Source organism: Streptomyces sp. SCSIO 75703, assembly GCF_036607905.1.
Lineage (GTDB): Bacteria > Actinomycetota > Actinomycetes > Streptomycetales > Streptomycetaceae > Streptomyces.
Genome location: NZ_CP144555.1, coordinates 3,454,918 through 3,472,620 on the forward strand (window position 1 = coordinate 3,454,918; position 17,703 = coordinate 3,472,620).

Below are 17,703 nucleotides of genomic sequence, written 5' to 3' on the forward strand. Positions count from 1 at the left end.
GCCGTGAGAGGCCCCGTCACACGATGAGCAGTACTACGAACTCGCCGACCCACCACACGTCCACGATCGGTGCCATCGGCGCGCCCAGCCGCCGCAACACCGAACTGGCCCTGCTGGTCTTCGCGGTCGTCATCCCGGTCTTCGCCTACGCCAACGTGGGCCTGGCCCTGCACGGCGAGGTCCCCACCGGGCTGCTGAGCTACGGCCTGGGCCTCGGCCTGCTGGCCGGCGTCGGCCACCTGGTGGTGCGCAAGTTCGCCCCGTTCGCGGACCCGCTGCTGCTGCCGCTGGCCACGCTGCTCAACGGGCTGGGCCTGGTCGCCATCTGGCGGCTGGACCAGTCGGAGCTGCTCCAGGCCATCAACCAGGCCGGGAACGCGGCCCCGCGGCAGCTCATGTACACCGCGATGGGCATCGCGCTCTTCGTCGTCGTGATGGTCTTCCTCAAGGACCACCGCGTCCTGCAGCGCTACACGTACATCTCCATGGCCGGCGCGCTGGTCCTGCTGCTGCTGCCGCTCGTGCCGGGCCTCGGCCTCGACGTCTACGGCGCCAAGATCTGGATCCAGATCGGCTCCTTCAGCATCCAGCCCGGCGAGTTCGCCAAGATCGTGCTGGCGATCTTCTTCGCCGGCTACCTGATGGTGAAGCGCGACGCGCTGGCCCTGGCCAGCCGCCGCTTCATGGGGCTCTACCTGCCCCGCGGCCGTGACCTCGGCCCGATCGTCGTGGTCTGGGCGATCTCGATCCTGATCCTCGTCTTCGAGACCGACCTCGGCACCTCGCTGCTCTTCTTCGGCATGTTCGTGATCATGCTGTACGTCGCCACCGAGCGGACGAGCTGGATCGTCTTCGGTCTGCTGATGTCCGCGGTCGGCGCGGTCGGCGTGGCCAGCTTCGAACCGCACATCCAGACCCGGGTGCACGCCTGGCTCGACCCGATGCGGGAGTACCAGCTCAGCCGGTCCGGCGCCACCGACGGCATGGTCCACTCCGAGCAGGCGATGCAGGCGCTGTGGGCCTTCGGCTCCGGCGGCACCCTCGGCACCGGCTGGGGCCAGGGCCACTCCGAGCTGATCCGCTTCGCCGCCAACTCCGACTTCATCCTCGCCACCTTCGGCGAGGAACTGGGGCTGGCCGGCATCATGGCCCTGCTGCTGCTGTACGCGCTGATCGTGGAGCGCGGCGTGCGCACCGCCCTCGCCGCCCGCGACCCCTTCGGCAAGCTGCTCGCCATCGGCCTGTCCGGCGCCTTCGCCCTCCAGGTGTTCGTCGTCGCCGGCGGTGTCATGGGCCTCATCCCGCTCACCGGTATGACGATGCCCTTCCTCGCGTACGGAGGTTCCTCCGTCATCGCCAACTGGGCCCTGATCGGCATCCTGCTGCGGATCAGCGACACCGCCCGCCGCCCGGCCCCGGCCCCCGCCGCCAACCCCGACGCCGAGATGACCCAGGTGGTCCGACCGTGAACAAGCCTCTGCGCCGTATCGCGATCTTCTGCGGCCTCCTGGTGCTGGCCCTGCTGCTGCGCGACAACTGGCTCCAGTACGTCCAGGCCGACACCCTGAAGAACGACGAGAACAACCGCCGCGTCGCCATCGAGCGGTACGCCAGCCCGCGCGGCGACATCATCGTGGACGGCAAGGCCATCACCGGCCACGCCACCACCAAGGGCGACTTCAAGTTCAAGCGCACCTACAAGGACGGCGCCATGTGGGCGCCGGTGACCGGCTACGTCTCCCAGGCGTACGGCGCCACCCAGATCGAGGCCATCCACGACGGCATCCTCACCGGCAACGACGACCGGCTCTTCTTCCGCAACACGCTCGACATGATCACGGGCAAGAAGCGCGAGGGCGGCAACGTCGTCACCACCCTGAACGCCGCCGCCCAGAAGGCCGCCTACGAGGGCCTGGCCAAGCGGGGTGGCAAGGGCGCCGTCGCGGCGATCGAGCCGTCCACCGGCAAGATCCTCGCGCTCGCCTCGTACCCCTCGTACGACCCCTCGGTCTTCGCCGGCGGTTCCAACGCGGACGGCGAGGCGTGGAACAAGCTGCAGAAGAAGAACGACAAGAACGACCCGATGCTCAACCGGGCGCTGCGCGAGGTCTACCCGCCCGGCTCCACCTTCAAGGTGGTCACCGCCGCCGCGGCCCTGGAGAACGGGCTGTACTCCTCGGCCGAGGAGAAGACCGACTCGCCGCTGCCGTGGACCATGCCGGGCACCACGACCGAGCTGCCCAACGAGGGCAACATCCCCTGCGAGAACGCCACGCTGCGCGAGGCGCTGCGGGTCTCCTGCAACACCGTCTTCGGCAAGATCGGCTCCGACCTCGGCAACGAGAAGATGCTGGAGCAGACGAAGAAGTTCGGCTTCACCGAGGAGCAGTTCGTCCCGGTCCGCTCCAGCGCCTCGGTCTTCTCCGACGACATGAACCCCTCGCAGACCGCGCTCTCCTCCATCGGCCAGTTCAACACCGCGGCCACCCCGCTCCAGATGGCCATGGTCACCGCGGCCATCGCCAACAACGGCACGCTGATGAAGCCGTACATGGTCGACGAGCTGCAGGCCCCGAGCGTCGACACGATCGAGAAGACGGACCCGCAGGAGATGAGCAAGCCGCTCTCCGCGCAGAACGCCCAGATCCTCCAGTCCATGATGGAGACCGTGGTCAAGGACGGCACGGGAACCAACGCGCGGATCCCCGGCGTCACCGTCGGCGGGAAGACCGGTACCGCACAGCACGGTGTCGACAACAGCGAGAACCCGTACGCCTGGTTCATCTCCTACGCCAAGGGCCCGGACGGCAGCTCGCCGGTGGCCGTGGCCGTGGTCATCGAGGACGAGGCCGCGGTCCGCGACGACATCTCCGGCGGCGGCCTCGCGGCGCCGATCGCCAAGAGCGTCATGCAGGCCGTGCTCGACGGCAAGAGGTGACCGGGGACCGGACGGAACGTGACTCCGGTCACGCCGCCTTCACATCGGCGCACGTTGCGATACCGGTCCCGTATCGGCTGACAGGCTTGGCCGGGTGACGCAAAGCGAGCCGGGTACGGTAGGCCGGACGGCAGCCTCCGACCGTACAAGCAGGCCGGTCGGGACCGACGGAGAGGGCTGGTAGGTAGCTATGGAAGAGCCGCGTCGCCTCGGCGGGCGGTATGAGCTGGGCCAGGTGCTCGGCCGCGGAGGAATGGCCGAGGTGTACCTCGCCCACGACTCCCGGCTCGGCCGCACCGTGGCGGTGAAGACGCTGCGCGCGGACCTCGCGCGCGACCCGTCCTTCCAGGCCCGGTTCCGCCGGGAGGCCCAGTCGGCCGCCTCGCTCAACCACCCCGCGATCGTCGCGGTCTACGACACGGGCGAGGACTACATCGGCGAGGTCTCCATCCCGTACATCGTGATGGAGTACGTCGACGGGTCGACGCTGCGCGAACTGCTGCACTCCGGCCGCAAGCTGCTGCCCGAGCGGACGCTGGAGATGACCATCGGCATCCTCCAGGCCCTGGAGTACTCGCACCGGGCCGGCATCGTCCACCGCGACATCAAGCCGGCCAACGTCATGCTCACGCGCAACGGCCAGGTCAAGGTCATGGACTTCGGCATCGCCCGTGCGATGGGTGATTCCGGCATGACGATGACCCAGACCTCCGCCGTGATCGGCACCGCCCAGTACCTCTCCCCGGAACAGGCCAAAGGCGAGCAGGTGGACGCCCGCTCCGACCTGTACTCCACCGGCTGCCTGCTCTACGAACTGCTCACGGTCCGTCCGCCCTTCGTCGGCGACTCGCCGGTCGCCGTCGCCTACCAGCACGTGCGCGAGGAACCGCAGGCGCCCAGCGTCTTCGACCCCGAGATCACGCCCGAGATGGACGCCATCGTCCTGAAGGCGCTCGTCAAGGACCCCGACTACCGCTACCAGTCGGCCGACGAGATGCGCGCCGACATCGAGGCCTGCCTCGACGGCCAGCCGGTCGCCGCCACCGCCGCGATGGGCGCCGTCGGCTACGGCGGCTACCCGGGCGAGCAGCCGACCACCGCGATGCGCGCGGACTCCGGCGCGGCCACGACGATGCTGCCCCCGGCCAACCCGGACGACGGCGGCTACGGCTACGACGACCGGCCCGACCGGCGGCGCCAGAAGAAGTCCTCCCCCCACACGTCCACGATCCTGCTGGCCGTGGCCGCGGTGGTCGTCCTCGTGGGGGCCGTCCTGATCGGCAAGTGGGTGTTCAGCGGCAACAACGCGGGCAACGGCAAGGTCTCCGTGCCGGTCTTCGTCGGCCTGTCGAAGGGCGACGCGGAGAACGCGGCGGCCAACGTCGACCTGGTGCCCGAGTTCACCGAGAAGCCCTGCGAGGACCAGGCCAAGGGCAACATCTGCTCGCAGGACCCGAAGCAGGGCACCGAGGTCGAGAAGAACTCCAAGGTCAGCCTCGTGGTCTCCACGGGCGCCCCCAAGGTCGCGGTCGACAACGTCATCGACAAGAACGTCGACGAGGCCACCCGGCGCCTGGAGGAGAAGGGCTTCAAGGTCGAGACCAAGCAGACCGAGTCCTCCCAGACCGAGGGCACCGTCCTCAGCCAGGACCCCGACCCGGGCACCGAGCTGGAGAAGGGCTCGACGGTGACCCTGGAGGTCGCCAAGCCGGTGGCGAAGTCCACCGTGCCCGACGTGCTCGGCCGCACCTGTGAGGAGGCCAAGGCCCAGTTGCAGGGCAGCAACCTCAAGGGCACCTGCTCCGAGGAGGAGACCGGCGACGCGAACCAGGTGGGCCGGGTCATCCGCACCACGCCGGAGCGCAACCAGCAGGTCGACCCGGGCTCCGAGGTCCAGATCGTCGTCGGCAAGGCGGCGGAGAAGGCCAAGGTCCCCGAGGTCCGCGGCTCCACCGTGGCGCAGGCCCGCCAGAAGCTCCAGGAGAGCGGCTTCACCAACGTCCAGGCGCCCGGCGCCCAGAACGACAACGCGCTGGTGGTCGGCCTCGACCCGGAGCCCGGCACCGAGGTCGACGACCCGGGCGGCACGCAGATCACCCTCCAGACCGCGGGCGGAGGCGGCGGCGACGAGGGCGGCGGCTTCATCGGCGGACTCAACGGCCGCCGCCACTGAGCCCCGCGGCCACCCCGCTCACGACGGAGCCCCGGCACCCCTCCTGCGAGGGGGCCGGGGCTCCGTCGTGTCCCGTGTCCCGCGTGCCTCCCGGCCGAGGGGAGGCCCGGCCGGCAAAGACTCCGCCGGCGGCCGGGGGAAGGCTCAGCCGAGTTCCTTCGGCGGCGTCCGGTCGGCGTCCACCTTCTCCGTGCGGACCAGCTCGCCCCAGACCACGTACCGGTACCGGCTGGTGTACACCGGCGTGCAGGTGGTCAGGGTGATGTAGTGGCCGGCCTCCGTGCGGCCGGACTCCTCCGGCACCGGGGCGATGGCGTCGACGTTGTACTTCGAGGTCTCCGGGAGGATGCTGTAGACCTTGTAGACGTACCAGGTGTCCTTCGTCTCGAAGACGATCGGGTCACCCTTCTCGATCTTGTGGATGTCGTGGAACTTCGCGCCGTGCCCGTCGCGGTGGGCCGCCAGCGAGAAGTTGCCCTCCTTGCCGGAGGACGGCAGCGTCGCCTCGACGGGGTCCGTGTAGTAGCCGGCCACGCCGTCGTTCAGGATCTCGCTCGACGTGCCCTTCTCCACCAGGACCTCGCCGTCGCCCATCGCGGGCACGTGCAGGAAGCCGACGCCGGCCTTGGTGTCCAGCGCGCCCGGCCCGGACGGCCCGGCGTCGCGCGCCCAGGTGTCGCGGACCCGTTCCGCCTGCCGGTCGGCCGCCCGGTCGGCGACGACGTTCGTCCACCACAGCGAGTAGACGACGAACAGGCCGAGCACCAGGCCCGCGGTGATGAGCAGTTCACCGAGGAAGCTGACGGCCAGGGCGACGAAGCGTCCGGCGCCGCGTCTTCGGCCCGCGGGCGGCGGTGAGCCGGGCGCGGCGGTGTGCTCTTCGTGGTCCGTGTCGGTGGTCGCTGCCACTGGTCATCCGCCCTTTATCTGACGAGCGCATCCGGCTTGCCCTTGCTGCGCGGCCGTTCCTCGTCCATCTTGCCCCAGACGATCATCCGGTACTTGCTGGTGAACTCCGGAGTGCACGTGGTGAGCGTGACGTAGCGGCCGGGCTCGGTGAACCCCGCCTCGGCGGGCACCGGGTCGAGGACGCCGATGTTGCTCGGCGGGGTCACCGGCAGGATGGACGCCATCTTGTACACGAAGTACGTGTCCTGTGTCTCCACCACGATCGGGTCGCCCGGATTCAGCTTGTTGATGTACCGGAACGGCTCGCCGTGGGTGTTGCGGTGGCCCGCCAGTCCGAAGTTCCCGGTCTTCGCCTCGGGCATCGCGGTCTTCAGCCCCTCCTCGGCGTAGTGCCCGACCATGCCCCGGTCGAGCACCTTCTTGCTGTCGATGCCCTCGGCGATCGGCACGACGACGTCCAGCTTGGGGATGTGCAGGATCGCGAAGCCCTGCCCCGGTTCGAAGGCGCCCGGGTTGCGCTTGCCGTTGGCCCAGTCGTCCTGGAGGCTGCTGGTCGCCTGGTCGGCCTGGGCGTGCGCGCGCACGTTCGTCCACCAGAGCTGGTAGGTGACGAAGAGCAGCATCAGCACGCCGGTCGTGATGAACACCTCGCCCACGGCCCGGCTGGCGACGGCGGCGGCGCCGGGCTTGCGGGCCCGTGCCCGGCGGCGGGCCTCGACGCGGGAGAGGGGCGCCTCCGGCTCCTCCCCGCCCTCCGGGGCGGCCGGGACCCGTCCGCCGGCCGCGCGGCGCCCCTGACGCCGTCTGGCCGCCTTCCTGCGGGCCGCGCGACCGCCGCCCGGGGGGCCGTCCGCGGCGGGTACGGCGGCCGGGGCCGGTTCGGGGGGCGCCTCCGGCAGGCGCAGGGCCATGGTCTCGTCATCGGCGACGGGCGGGTGAGCGGCCGTTGCGGAGGAGAAGTACGGGTCTCCCGCGAAGGCGGTGTACGGGTCTCCCGCGCCCGGGTGTCCGTAGGCGTCACCGGGGTGGGCCCGGCCGCCCGGGGGATGCCCGGGGTCGGGGTCGGGGTGGCCGGGTGCTCCGCCGGGGTAGGCGTGCGCCCCGCCGGGATGACCGTGGGTCCCCGGGTGCCCGTGGGCCCCGCCGGGATGACCGTGCGTGTCGCCGGGGTGCCCGTGGGCCCCGCCGGGGCCGCCCTCCGCGCCGGGCGGATGGGCGCCTGCCCCCGGGTCCCCGTACAGGCCGTCCCCGAGCGCACCGGACCCCCCGTACGCCCCCGCGTACGAGGCCGCCTCGTCACCGGCCGCGCCGGACGCGCGCTCGGGGCGCAGCGCGGTCACGCCGTGGCCCTGCCCACCACCGGGGCGAGCCCCGCCGACCTCGCCACGGCCCCCTCGTCACCGCACGCGGCCAGCCAGTTGGCCAGCATCCGGTGGCCGTGCTCGGTCAGCACCGACTCGGGGTGGAACTGCACGCCCTCGACGGACAGTTCGCGGTGGCGCAGGCCCATCACGATGCCGTCGGGGGTGCGCGCCGTCACCGTCAGCTCGGCGGGCACCGTCTCGGGCCGCGCCGCGAGCGAGTGGTAACGGGTCGCGGTGAACGGCGACGGCAGCCCGGCGAAGACGCCCTCGCCCTCGTGCAGCACCGGCGAGGTCTTGCCGTGCAGCAGCTCGGGGGCCCGGTCGACCACGCCCCCGTAGGCCACCTGCATGGACTGCATGCCGAGGCAGACGCCGAAGACGGGGACGCCGGTGGCCGCGCAGTGGCGGACCATCTCGACGCAGACGCCCGCCTGTTCGGGGGTGCCGGGGCCGGGGGAGAGCAGTACGCCGTCGAAGCCGTCCCGCGCGTGCGCGGTGGACACCTCGTCGTTGCGCAGCACCTCGCACTCGGCGCCGAGCTGGTAGAGGTACTGGACCAGGTTGAAGACGAAGCTGTCGTAGTTGTCGACGACGAGGATGCGCGCACTCACTGGTTGTCCACCGTCACATCGTTGAAGGGAAGCAGCGGTTCGGCCCATGGGAAGACGTACTGGAACAGTGCGTAGACCACGGCCACGACGAGCACGAGCGAGATCAGCGCCTTCGCCCACGCGTTCCCCGGCAGATGCCGCCAGATCCAGCCGTACATGCCGCCCCTTCCGTCGCACCACGGCACCAGACTCACGCCGTACGAGACCAGACTAACGGCGAGAGGCCGTCCGGAAGGGCGTCACTGGACAGGCCGTGCGTAGTGCAGGTCCACCGTGCCCGAGTAACCGGGCAGCTTCACGGTCCGCTGGTCCTCGACCTTCCAGCCGAGACCGTAGACGTTGACGTAGACCATGTAGTTCTGGATCGCCGGGGACTCGGCGAGGGCCCGCTTGAGCCGCTTCGGGTCGCCGACCGCCTGGATCGTGTACGGCGGCGAGTAGACGCGGCCCTGGAGGATCAGGGTGTTGCCCACGCAGCGGACGGCGCTGGTGGAGATCAGCCGCTGGTCCATGACCTTGATGCCCCGGGCGCCGCCCTGCCAGAGCGCGTTGACGACGGCCTGGAGGTCCTGCTGGTGGATGACGAGGTAGTCGGGCTGCGGATCGGGGTAGCCGGGGAGCCTGGCGGTGGCGCCGGGCGGGGCGTCGTCGAGCGTGACGGTGAGGGCCTCGCCCTCGACCGGCTGGGTGCCGGCCCGGTCCTCCAGCTCGGCCAGCTTGGCGTCCTCCTCCCTGGTGCTGCCGTCGTCGCGGCGGGCCAGGGTGTCGACGTCCCGGCGCAGGGCGGCGTTGGCCTCCTCCAGCTCGCCGTTCTTGCGGCTGCGGTCCTGGACGAGGTCGGACAGCCGCAGCAGTGAGGCGTCGGTGCGGATGTTCGTGCCCTTGGCGGTGTCGAAGCTGGTGAAGAAGATGAGCCCGGCGAGTGCGAAGACGGCCGCGGTGAGCACCCGCACGGGCCGGAAGCGGCGCCCGGGGCCCGGGCCGGCCCCCGTCCCCGGGGAGTCGGCAGAATTGCTCAACGTACCCTTATCTCCTTCGGCGCCGCGGAAGCACTACGCTAACGGACGCCCGGGGGAGCGCTCAGAGTCCCCTTGCCCACCCGCCCCCGAGCCCGACCCGTTCCCTGCGCGGTCACGCAGCGCATCGACAGGAGAGACCCTCGTGCCGAAGTCACGTATCCGCAAGAAGGCCGACTACACGCCGCCGCCCGCGAAGCAGACCGCGGCCATCAAACTGAACAGCCGCGGCTGGGTCGCACCGGTGATGCTGGCCATGTTCGTCCTCGGCCTGGCCTGGATCGTCCTCTTCTACGTGACCGACGGTTCGCTGCCCGTCGAGCAGCTCGGCAACTGGAACATCGTGGTGGGCTTCGGCTTCATCGCCGCCGGGTTCGGCGTCTCCACCCAGTGGAAGTAGCTCTGCGGGAAGTAGCTCTGCGCAGCGCTCTCCCCTGAGTTATCCACAGCGGTTTTCCACATGGGGAAAAGAAAGACGATCTGTGGATAACTCACGGGAGGTTGACGCCGGTACGACGGACATACCGGTAACCGAAAACACCTTCGCCCCCTGCCTGACCTGCGGTAACGCTGGCCATCAGCAGGGGGCGCCGCGCTGTCCGCACCCTGTGCACAAGATCCGCAACACGCTGTGGACAACCGATGCGCTCAACTGAGCTGGACGGTTCTCACCAGGGTGAGGACGAGGACGGCCACGAGGACCAGTCCGCAGACTCCGTACTGCACCAGGGCCCGCCGCTCGCGCGGTGCGTGGAGCATGCCGTAGCCGATCACCACACCGGCGGCGAGACCCCCGATGTGCGCCTGCCAGGCGATGTTCCCCACGGTGAAGGTGAAGATCAGGTTGATCGCCAGCAGGACCATGATCGGTCGCATGTCGGCGTTGAGCCGGCGCAGCAGCATCGCGGTCGCGCCGAAGAGCCCGAAGACCGCGCCGGAGGCCCCGAGCGAGGGCTGCACCGGCGAGGCGAGCAGATAGGTGAGCGCGCTGCCGGCCAGCCCCGAGACCAGGTAGAGCGTCAGGTACCGGGCGCGTCCGAGGGCCGCCTCCAGGGGACCGCCGAGCCACCACAGGCTCAGCATGTTGAAGGCGATGTGCCAGATCTCCTGGTGCGCGAACATCGAGGTCACCAGGCGGTACCACTGGCCGCCCGCGACCCCCTCGGTCGCCGTGAAGGGCTCCGGGGGCCAGCGCCCGATGAGGACCAGATCGGCCACGAGGGACTCGTGGACCTGGATGGCGAGGAAGACCGCCACGTTGATCCCGACGAGGATCTTGGTGATCAGCCGGGGGTCGGCGGCGATCGTGCCACCGGCCAGGGTGCGCGGCCGGGAGGCCGCGAAGTGGGAGCCGGTGCCGGAGCCGGACCGGCCGCGGACGCACTCGGGGCAGTGGAAGCCGACGGCCGCGTCGACCATGCACTCCGGGCAGATCGGCCGCTCGCAGCGGGTGCAGCGGATGCCGGTCTCACGGTCCGGGTGGCGATAGCAGCCGGGCAGGCTGTGGGCGGGCGTCGGTGCCTGGCCTCCGGGGCCCTCCGGCGTCCCTGGTGTGCCCGGTCCCTGGTCCATGAGGTCCCCTCAGTCGTGTCCGTGTCCGATGTCCGCCCCTGTCCGGAACGTGCACCGCCCCGCCCATCCATACGGACGAGCGGGGCGTTTGGTTCCCCGGGGCACGCCCCTTGGGGCGTCGGGGAGCCCGCGTGCGCGGTTCAGCCCTCGCGGGTCTCGACGACGACCGACTCGATGACGACGTCCTTGACGGGACGGTCGGTCCGCGGGTTGGTCTGCACGGCGGCGATGGCGTCGATGACCTTCTGGCTCGCCGCGTCCGCCACCTCGCCGAAGATGGTGTGCTTGCGGTTCAGCCACGTCGTCGGGGAGACGGTGACGAAGAACTGCGAGCCGTTGGTGCCCGGACCGGCGTTGGCCATGGCCAGCAGGTAGGGCTTGTCGAAGGAGAGGTCCGGGTGGAACTCGTCCTCGAACTGGTAGCCGGGACCGCCGGTGCCGTTGCCCAGCGGGTCACCGCCCTGGATCATGAAACCGCTGATCACCCGGTGGAAGACCGTACCGTCGTAGAGCTTGTCCGTGGACTTCTCACCCGTGGCCGGGTTCGTCCACTCACGCTCGCCCTTGGCGAGCTCGACGAAGTTCTTGACCGTCTTGGGGGCGTGGTTCGGCAGGAGCCGGACGTCGATGTCGCCGTGGTTGGTCTTCAGGGTGGCGTAGAGCTGCTCAGCCACGATGTGCCTTCCGTCGTCTTGTTGTGCCCCCCGATCCTCGCACGCCGGACGGCGTGCGGCGGCCAACCGGGAATTCCCGTTCCGTATCCGCCGGAATCGCTTGCGGAATCCCTCCCGGGTACCCACCGATCACGCGCCCGCCCCGCCGCCGTGACCCGGATGCCCGTCCACGCATGCCCGTCGGCGCCGTGGCAGGCATGATCCGGAAAAGGGAGGAAAGTCGAATGACCGTACGCCACCGAGGAGGAGGAACCGTGACCCGCATCGACAGCGTGCGCGCCGCGACCGGTTCGGCGAAGGACAGCGTGCTGCACGCCGCGGACGTGGTGGCGCCCTACGCCGACACCGCCAAGGACAGGGCCGCGCACTACGCGCACGAGGCGCGCGTACGGCTGGCGCCGAAGGTGTCCCAGGCGGCCGACCAGGCCCGCCTCCAGTACGACGCCCATGTCGCGCCCCGGCTGGAACAGGCCCGTACGCATGTGCCGCCCAAGGTGGACCAGGCCGCTCAGGACGCCGCCGCCCGCGCCAGGATCGCCGCCCGGCAGGCCGCCGACTACTCCCGCCCGAGGATCGAGCAGGCGGTGGCCGCGGCCGGCCCCGTCGGGAACGAGGCCGCCGCCCGGGGCGCCGCCGCGGTCGCCGCGATGCGGTCCGGGGTCTCGGCCCAGGAGATCCACAAGCTGGCCCACCGGCAGCGCTGCCGGGCCAAGGCGGGCCGCGTGGCCCGCTTCGTCGCCCTGGCCGGTCTCGTCGCGGGCGGGGTGTTCGCCGCCTGGAAGTGGTGGGACAAGCAGGCCAACCCGGACTGGCTGGTGGAACCGCCCCCGGCGACGGAGGTCCCCGAGTCCGGTCGGCTGACCTCGGTGGACGGCACCGGCGCCTCGGCCCTGGACGCCGAGGCACGGGCCCAGCAGGACCGGGAGGACGGCGACGAGCCGCGCTGACCCCCGTCACCGACACCGCGCCTGCCGCCGCGGGGGCGGAGGACCCGCCCGGGTCGTCCGCCCCCGCGGCGATGTTTCACGTGGAACACGGGCGGCCCCGTCCGGCCGGTCCGGCCGGTCCGGCCGCCAAAGACGTACGGCTCAGCGGCCGTAGCGGCGTTCGCGCAGCGAATAGGAGCGCAGGGCGCGCAGGAAGTCGATCTCCCGGAAGTCGGGCCAGTAGCACTCGCAGAAGTAGACCTCGGCGTACGCGGACTGCCAGAGCAGGAAACCGGAGAGCCGCTGCTCGCCACTGGTCCGGATGATCAGGTCCGACTCCGACCGGGCCTTGGAGTACAGGTGCTTCGAGATGTGTTCCATGGTGAACGTCTCGATGAACTCGTCGATGTCACCGCCCTGGGCGCTGTGCTCGGTGAGGGCGGAGCGCACCGCGTCGACGATCTCCCGCCGGCCGCCGTACCCGACCGCGACGTCGACCCTCGTACCGCCTTTGCGTCCGTGGGTCGCCGTGGTCGCGTTCTTCAGCCGGGCCGCCGACTCGGCGGGCAGCAGGTCCAGGGCACCGACCACCTCCACGGGCCAGGGGTTGCCCGGGGCGGCCAGGTGCTCCACCACCTCGGCGATGATGTCGATCAGCGGGACGAGCTGGTCCTCGGGGCGGCGCAGGTTGTCGTCGGAGAGCATGAAGAGGGTGACGTGCTCGATCTGGGCGGAGTCGCACCAGCGCAGGAAGTCCATCACCTTGGCGCCACCGGCCCGGTAGCCCTCGCGGGGGTCCTCGATCCCGGACATCTTGGCCCAGCGGCGGTTGCCGTCCAGCATGATGCCGATGTGCTGGGGTCGTGGGCGCCCGTCCAGTTCCCTGACGAGACGCTTCATGTACAACGCGTCGAGAGCGGCCCGTACCTTCGCCCGCATGGTGTTCCCCTTCCAAGCTCGTCGGCGGCGGTCGCAGGCGCCGACGGCGATGAGCCACGTGGCACCGCCCCGCAGGGGTGTGGCGCTGGTGCCCTGTGGAGTGACGATATCAAGAGCAGACAGCCCGGCTCGGGCGCCGATCGGCCGTCTGCCAAGGGCCTGTTCAGGCTCCCGGGGCCGCTCCGGACAAGGGCCCTGAGCCCTCAACCCACCCGCCGGCGAACGCCGTTGTCCCCCGCCCCGGCACGGCCCCGCCCGGGTCGCCCCGGACGGGCACCCGGCCCCCGGCGACCCCGTCCGCGCGCTCTCGGCCGGCCTCCGCGCACCCGGCCCACCGCACGGCGGCCCTGACGCAGAGAGCCCGTCCGACCTGCGTCGACGCAGGAGGAACGGGCTCTTCGAGAGTGGAGCCTAGGGGAGTCGAACCCCTGACATCTGCCATGCAAAGACAGCGCTCTACCAACTGAGCTAAGGCCCCGGAGAAGGAAGCGTCCGGCCGGAGCAACCGCCGGCCGGCGGACGCCGCAGACCAGAGTACCGGGTCGTCCCCGATATCTCACAAATGACGGGGGGTCCCCGTCGACGACCACGCTCCGTAAGATGCTCGGCGTGGTTCGCTGGAGCGAACTGCGGTCGATGGGGAAGCGATGGGGAGACGCAATGGACGCCGCACAGCAGGAAGCCACCGCAAGAGCGCGGGAACTGCAGCGGAACTGGTACGGGGAGCCGCTGGGGGCGCTCTTCCGCAAGCTCATCGATGATCTCGGCCTCAACCAGGCGCGTCTCGCGGGGGTCCTGGGGCTGTCCGCGCCGATGCTGTCCCAGCTCATGAGCGGCCAGCGGGCCAAGATCGGCAACCCGGCGGTGGTCCAGCGGGTGCAACTCCTCCAGGACCTGGCGGGCCAGGTCGCGGACGGCCGGGTCAGCGCGGCCGAGGCGACCGAGCGCATGGACGAGATCAAGAAGTCCCAGGGCGGCTCGGTCCTCAGCAACACCGGTCAGAGCACGAGCGGTTCCGGCGCGCCCACGGTCAAGCGGGTGGTCCGCGAGATCCAGTCGCTGCTGCGCTCGGTGGCGGCGGCCGGCGACATAATCGACGCGGCGGACTCCCTCTCCCCCTCCCACCCGGAGCTGGCGGAGTTCCTCCGGGTCTACGGCGCCGGACGCACCTCCGACGCGGTCGCCCACTACGAGTCCCACCAGAACTGACCCGCCGGGCCCGGTCGCCGCACGCGCCGGCGGCCGGGCCCGGGGACGTGGCGCGAGGGGGAGGAGCGGCGCACAGCCATGGGTGAGGTCTTCGCCGGCCGGTACGAACTGGTCGATCCGATCGGCCGGGGCGGGGTCGGCGCCGTCTGGCGGGCGTGGGACCACCGCCGGCGGCGCTACGTGGCGGCCAAGGTGCTCCAGCAACGGGACGCCCACGCGCTGCTGCGCTTCGTGCGCGAGCAGGCCCTGCGGATCGACCACCCGCACGTGGTGGCCCCGGCGAGCTGGGCGGCCGACGACGACCAGGTCCTCTTCACCATGGACCTGGTCACCGGCGGCTCCCTCGTCCACCTCGTCGGCGACTACGGCCCACTGCCCCCGGTCTTCGTCTGCACCCTCCTCGACCAGTTGCTCTCCGGCCTCGCCGCGGTGCACGCGGAGGACGTCGTCCACCGCGACATCAAGCCCGCCAACCTGCTGCTGGAGGCGACCGGTGCGCGCCGCCCCCGGCTGCGGCTGTCCGACTTCGGCATCGCGATGCGGCTGGGGGAGCCCCGGCTGACGGAGACCGACCTGGTGGTGGGGACGCCGGGATACCTCGCGCCGGAGCAGTTGATGGGCGCCGAGCCGGACTTCGCCGCCGACCTGTTCGCCGCGGGGCTGGTCGCCCTGTACCTGCTGGAGGGGGCGAAGCCGGACGCCAAGGCGCTCGTCCAGCACTTCGCCGAACACGGGACGCCGTCCGCGCCGCGGGGCATCCCCGACCCGCTGTGGCAGGTCGTGGCCGGTCTGCTGGAGCCCGACCCGTCCGCACGGTTCCGTACGGCGACGGGGGCGCGCAAGGCCCTGGCGGCGGCGGTGGAACTGCTGCCGGAGCCGGGCCCGGACGACGAGCTGATCGAGATCTTCGACCAAGTCGGGCCGCTCCCACCGGGGTTCGGCCCGGACGGCCCCCTGGCCCGAGCCCCGGCCGGCACTCCGCCCGGCGCCCCGTCCACCACCCCGGAGGACGCGGGGGCCGCCCCGCGCCGGTCCTCCGCCCCCGCCCCGCCCGCCCTGCCCGCCCCACTGGGCTCTTCCGTCCCGCCGGCCCCCTCGACCACGCCCTCGGCCTCGTCGGGACCATCGGCCTCGGTGGACCCGTCGGCCCCGTCGGGGCTACCGATCCCACCGGCCCCTCCGGCATCATCAGTCCCGTCGGCCCCGTTGGCCCCGCGGATCCCCCATCCCCCTCAAGTCCCGCCGCTCCCTCCGGGTCCGGCGGCGGTCGAGGCGACGCCCTCCCCGTCGGCGCCGGACCACGGCGGCCGGCCGCCGGCCGGAGGGGAGGGGGCCCCGCCGATCCCCCAGAGCGCGCCGCCGGGCCCGGAACCGGGGCGGGATCCGGCCTCGGAGCCGCCTGCGGGACCGGGTCCGGACCAGGGGCCGGTCTCTCCGTCGGACACCGGGAGCTTCCCGCTGCCGCCCCCGCGGTCCACGGTCACCTCCCTCCCGTCCCCCACGCCGCAGCCGCCCCTCCCTCCACCCACACCGCAAGGACATCCGGGGCAATCGCCGGCCGTCCCCCCGCCCCCGCCCTCACACCGGCCTCCGCCGCTTCCGCCCGCGCAGGCACCCCCGCACGCCCTCCACCCCCACACCGGTCCGAGCGCCTCCCCCACCCCGCCGCCGTGGCGGACCGCCGAGGCCCCCACCGCCGGGTACACCGCGCGGGACCCGCGCACGTCCCCGCCCGCACCGGGCCGCGCCCAGCACCGCGCGGCACGACGGCGCCGGCGCCCCGGCCCCCCGGCGTCGGTCGCGGTGCCGCTCCTGCTCCTCGCCCTGGCCTGCTACGCCGTCGGCTTCTGGGCCCTGACCCGCCTCTGACCCCGGCCCACGGCCCGTACGGTGCCGTCCGCGCCCACCCCCAGGACGACGCGGGGCCTCCGCGTATACGCGGTATACGCGGTATACGCGGCGGACGAGATGGACGTGACCGACGAGGACGCCGCCGCCCCACCGCCTCACCCGTGCCGGATCGTACGGGCGCCGCCGCCCCGTCGGGCCACGACGGTCCACACGCCGAGGACGAGCAGCAGCGCGGTGCCGGTGGCGAAACCGCCGGCCGCGACCGCCCGCATGACGGGATCGCCGCCGGAACCCGCGGCGCCGGCCGCCGCCGGCCCGTCGCCCGCCGACACCTCGAAGGCCCCCGGCGGGACGGGCTCGCCCGCGTAGTCGGGACCCGAGCGCGCGGCCCCGTCGACCCGCACCCGCAGGGTCACCGTGAACGGGCCCTCGCCGAAGTCCTCGGCCACCTGCGCGGCGAGGTGCACCACGAGGTAGTAGCGGCCCGCCACGCGCATCGTGCCCGCCGTCCGGCCGCCGGCGCGGCGGTTGGCGTGGTCGACCGGCGGCAGCGCGGCGAGGGCGACGGAGATCCGGCGTCCGGCGTAGCTGCGCGCGGCGGCGTCGGCCTCGCCGCGGGCGGGGTCGTGGAGCGCCAGGCGCAGGGCGTTGGTGGCGAAACCGGAGCGGCCGTCGGTGGCGTCGAGTTCGGCGGTGGCCGACAGGCGGCGGCCCCAGTCGAGGGGGACGGCGTAGAAGAGGGTCTGCCCGGGGCGGAGACCGTCGCGCCAGACCCCCTGCCCGAGGGGGGCCGCCTCGGCGAAACCGGCACCGCCCGGGCGGTTCACCGGCTCGCCGGAGAGGGGTTCGGGCGAGGAGGAGTCCCAGGCACCGGGCCTGCCCGTCGCGCCGTCCTTCCGGAGCGGGGGCTCGGTGGCGGTGGTGAGTTCGAGGTCCCAGGCGTCCGACGGGGCGTCCGGTGTGCGGGAGCGCTCGACGACGAGGCGGTACGTGCCGGCGTCCTGGCAGCGGGTCCGGCCGGAGGAGATCTCGCGCAGGACGAGGGCGGTGACCGGGCGGGGGCTGCGGGCGGCCCCGAAGGTCGCGCTGTCGGAGGAGCAGGAACCGCCGGCCGCGTCCTGGAGGGAGACCCGGATGCCGTCGGCGGCGGCGACCTCGGCGCCGGGGGCCGGGACGGCGGTGACGGACACGTAGGCGGTCGAGGCCGCGTCCAGGTCGACGCGGAAGTGGACGGGTCCGCCCGGCGACAGGGAACTGCGGTGGACGGCGCCCGGTTCGAGCGCCACGGCGTCCGCGGGGTCGTTCGCGCCCTCGACGGGCACGGCGTCCCCGGCGAAGGCGTAGCCCGGGTTCCCGGCCGCGAGGGCGGCTCCGCCCGGCAACACCGCCGTCGTGGCCAGCGCGGCACCCGCGGCGACCAGCCGTACGAGCCCCCTCGTGCCGGCGCGCCCCGGCGCCGCCCCCCGGCGCGCCCCGTTGCCTCGCCCCATCGCCGCCACCCCTCGCGCCCACCGTCGTCCC

16 protein-coding genes and 1 tRNA gene are annotated in these 17,703 nt (G+C 72.3%); 7 read left to right on the forward strand and 10 right to left on the reverse strand.

Features of this window, described 5'->3' with window-relative positions; translation table 11 throughout:
* Window positions 1-23: 23 nt before the first annotated feature.
* The 3 genes from VM636_RS15055 (at window position 24) to pknB (ending at window position 5,111) form a co-directional block, all read left to right on the forward strand.
* Window positions 24-1,469, forward strand: a complete 1,446-nt coding sequence (locus VM636_RS15055) for an FtsW/RodA/SpoVE family cell cycle protein (protein ID WP_030421095.1) — start codon at window positions 24-26, stop codon at window positions 1,467-1,469.
* A complete protein-coding gene (locus tag VM636_RS15060) occupies window positions 1,466-2,938 on the forward strand; it encodes a penicillin-binding transpeptidase domain-containing protein (protein ID WP_030421096.1) in 1,473 nt (490 codons plus the stop codon). The genes VM636_RS15055 and VM636_RS15060 overlap by 4 nt, the downstream gene beginning before the upstream one ends.
* 190 nt (window positions 2,939-3,128) lie before the next feature.
* A complete protein-coding gene (gene pknB, locus VM636_RS15065) occupies window positions 3,129-5,111 on the forward strand; it encodes a Stk1 family PASTA domain-containing Ser/Thr kinase (protein ID WP_030421097.1) in 1,983 nt (660 codons plus the stop codon).
* A 144-nt stretch (window positions 5,112-5,255) separates the two neighbouring features.
* On the opposite strand, the gene VM636_RS15070 is transcribed toward pknB, so the two are convergent.
* The 5 genes from VM636_RS15070 to VM636_RS15090 form a co-directional block, all read right to left on the reverse strand.
* Window positions 5,256-6,020, reverse strand: coding sequence for a class E sortase (locus tag VM636_RS15070; protein ID WP_030421098.1), 765 nt, complete (start codon window positions 6,018-6,020; stop codon window positions 5,256-5,258).
* Between the two features lie 14 nt (window positions 6,021-6,034).
* Window positions 6,035-7,360 carry a class E sortase gene (locus tag VM636_RS15075; RefSeq protein ID WP_053913010.1) on the reverse strand — a complete coding sequence of 442 codons (1,326 nt, stop codon included), beginning with the start codon at window positions 7,358-7,360 and terminating at the stop codon, window positions 6,035-6,037.
* Window positions 7,357-7,995: an aminodeoxychorismate/anthranilate synthase component II gene (locus VM636_RS15080; protein ID WP_338484807.1), complete on the reverse strand. Its 639-nt coding sequence runs from the start codon at window positions 7,993-7,995 to the stop codon at window positions 7,357-7,359. Before VM636_RS15080 ends, VM636_RS15075 begins: the two co-directional genes overlap by 4 nt.
* Window positions 7,992-8,153, reverse strand: coding sequence for a hypothetical protein (locus VM636_RS15085; RefSeq protein ID WP_030421101.1), 162 nt, complete (start codon window positions 8,151-8,153; stop codon window positions 7,992-7,994). Before VM636_RS15085 ends, VM636_RS15080 begins: the two co-directional genes overlap by 4 nt.
* Window positions 8,154-8,234: 81 nt before the next feature.
* Complete coding sequence (locus VM636_RS15090; protein WP_338484809.1) at window positions 8,235-9,014, reverse strand: DUF881 domain-containing protein; 780 nt, start codon at window positions 9,012-9,014, stop codon at window positions 8,235-8,237.
* A gap of 142 nt (window positions 9,015-9,156) precedes the next feature.
* Between VM636_RS15090 and crgA the strand changes: the two genes are divergently transcribed.
* Window positions 9,157-9,411: a cell division protein CrgA gene (gene crgA, locus VM636_RS15095; RefSeq protein WP_030421103.1), complete on the forward strand. Its 255-nt coding sequence runs from the start codon at window positions 9,157-9,159 to the stop codon at window positions 9,409-9,411.
* Between the two features lie 248 nt (window positions 9,412-9,659).
* Here crgA and VM636_RS15100 read toward each other — a convergent pair whose 3' ends face one another.
* Together VM636_RS15100 and VM636_RS15105 are read right to left on the reverse strand one after the other, a co-directional pair.
* A complete protein-coding gene (locus VM636_RS15100; protein ID WP_030421104.1) occupies window positions 9,660-10,583 on the reverse strand; it encodes a rhomboid family intramembrane serine protease in 924 nt (307 codons plus the stop codon).
* A gap of 140 nt (window positions 10,584-10,723) precedes the next feature.
* Window positions 10,724-11,257: a peptidylprolyl isomerase gene (locus VM636_RS15105; RefSeq protein WP_030421105.1), complete on the reverse strand. Its 534-nt coding sequence runs from the start codon at window positions 11,255-11,257 to the stop codon at window positions 10,724-10,726.
* A gap of 254 nt (window positions 11,258-11,511) precedes the next feature.
* Here VM636_RS15105 and VM636_RS15110 point away from each other — a divergent pair, with 254 nt between their 5' ends.
* Entirely contained in the window at window positions 11,512-12,204 is a 693-nt protein-coding gene (locus tag VM636_RS15110) for a DUF5324 family protein (protein ID WP_030421106.1), read from the forward strand.
* Window positions 12,205-12,345: 141 nt separating this feature from the next.
* On the opposite strand, the gene VM636_RS15115 is transcribed toward VM636_RS15110, so the two are convergent.
* Window positions 12,346-13,122 carry an isoprenyl transferase gene (locus VM636_RS15115; protein WP_030421107.1) on the reverse strand — a complete coding sequence of 259 codons (777 nt, stop codon included), beginning with the start codon at window positions 13,120-13,122 and terminating at the stop codon, window positions 12,346-12,348.
* Between the two features lie 405 nt (window positions 13,123-13,527).
* Window positions 13,528-13,600, reverse strand: a tRNA-Ala gene (locus VM636_RS15120).
* Between the two features lie 182 nt (window positions 13,601-13,782).
* Between VM636_RS15120 and VM636_RS15125 the strand changes: the two genes are divergently transcribed.
* Both VM636_RS15125 and VM636_RS15130 read left to right on the forward strand, forming a co-directional pair.
* Window positions 13,783-14,331: a DNA-binding protein gene (locus VM636_RS15125; RefSeq protein ID WP_030421108.1), complete on the forward strand. Its 549-nt coding sequence runs from the start codon at window positions 13,783-13,785 to the stop codon at window positions 14,329-14,331.
* A 78-nt stretch (window positions 14,332-14,409) separates the two neighbouring features.
* Complete coding sequence (locus tag VM636_RS15130) at window positions 14,410-16,200, forward strand: protein kinase (protein ID WP_338484814.1); 1,791 nt, start codon at window positions 14,410-14,412, stop codon at window positions 16,198-16,200.
* Window positions 16,201-16,337: 137 nt separating this feature from the next.
* Here VM636_RS15130 and VM636_RS15135 read toward each other — a convergent pair whose 3' ends face one another.
* The gene (locus VM636_RS15135; RefSeq protein WP_030420033.1) at window positions 16,338-17,672 is read right to left on the reverse strand and encodes a hypothetical protein; all 1,335 of its coding nucleotides are present in this window, start codon (window positions 17,670-17,672) and stop codon (window positions 16,338-16,340) included.
* Between the last annotated feature and the right edge of the window lie 31 nt (window positions 17,673-17,703).

What these genes read in the sequence shown, in the direction of transcription:
- VM636_RS15055 (WP_030421095.1), top strand. Translation starts at nt 24, where the DNA reads ATGAGCAGTACTACGAACTCGCCGACCCACCACACGTCCACGATCGGT.
- pknB (WP_030421097.1), top strand. Translation starts at nt 3,129, where the DNA reads ATGGAAGAGCCGCGTCGCCTCGGCGGGCGGTATGAGCTGGGCCAGGTG.
- VM636_RS15085 (WP_030421101.1), bottom strand. Translation starts at nt 8,153, where the DNA reads ATGTACGGCTGGATCTGGCGGCATCTGCCGGGGAACGCGTGGGCGAAG.
- VM636_RS15100 (WP_030421104.1), bottom strand. Translation starts at nt 10,583, where the DNA reads ATGGACCAGGGACCGGGCACACCAGGGACGCCGGAGGGCCCCGGAGGC.
- VM636_RS15115 (WP_030421107.1), bottom strand. Translation starts at nt 13,122, where the DNA reads ATGCGGGCGAAGGTACGGGCCGCTCTCGACGCGTTGTACATGAAGCGT.
- VM636_RS15125 (WP_030421108.1), top strand. Translation starts at nt 13,783, where the DNA reads ATGGACGCCGCACAGCAGGAAGCCACCGCAAGAGCGCGGGAACTGCAG.
- VM636_RS15130 (WP_338484814.1), top strand. Translation starts at nt 14,410, where the DNA reads ATGGGTGAGGTCTTCGCCGGCCGGTACGAACTGGTCGATCCGATCGGC.
- VM636_RS15135 (WP_030420033.1), bottom strand. Translation starts at nt 17,672, where the DNA reads ATGGGGCGAGGCAACGGGGCGCGCCGGGGGGCGGCGCCGGGGCGCGCC.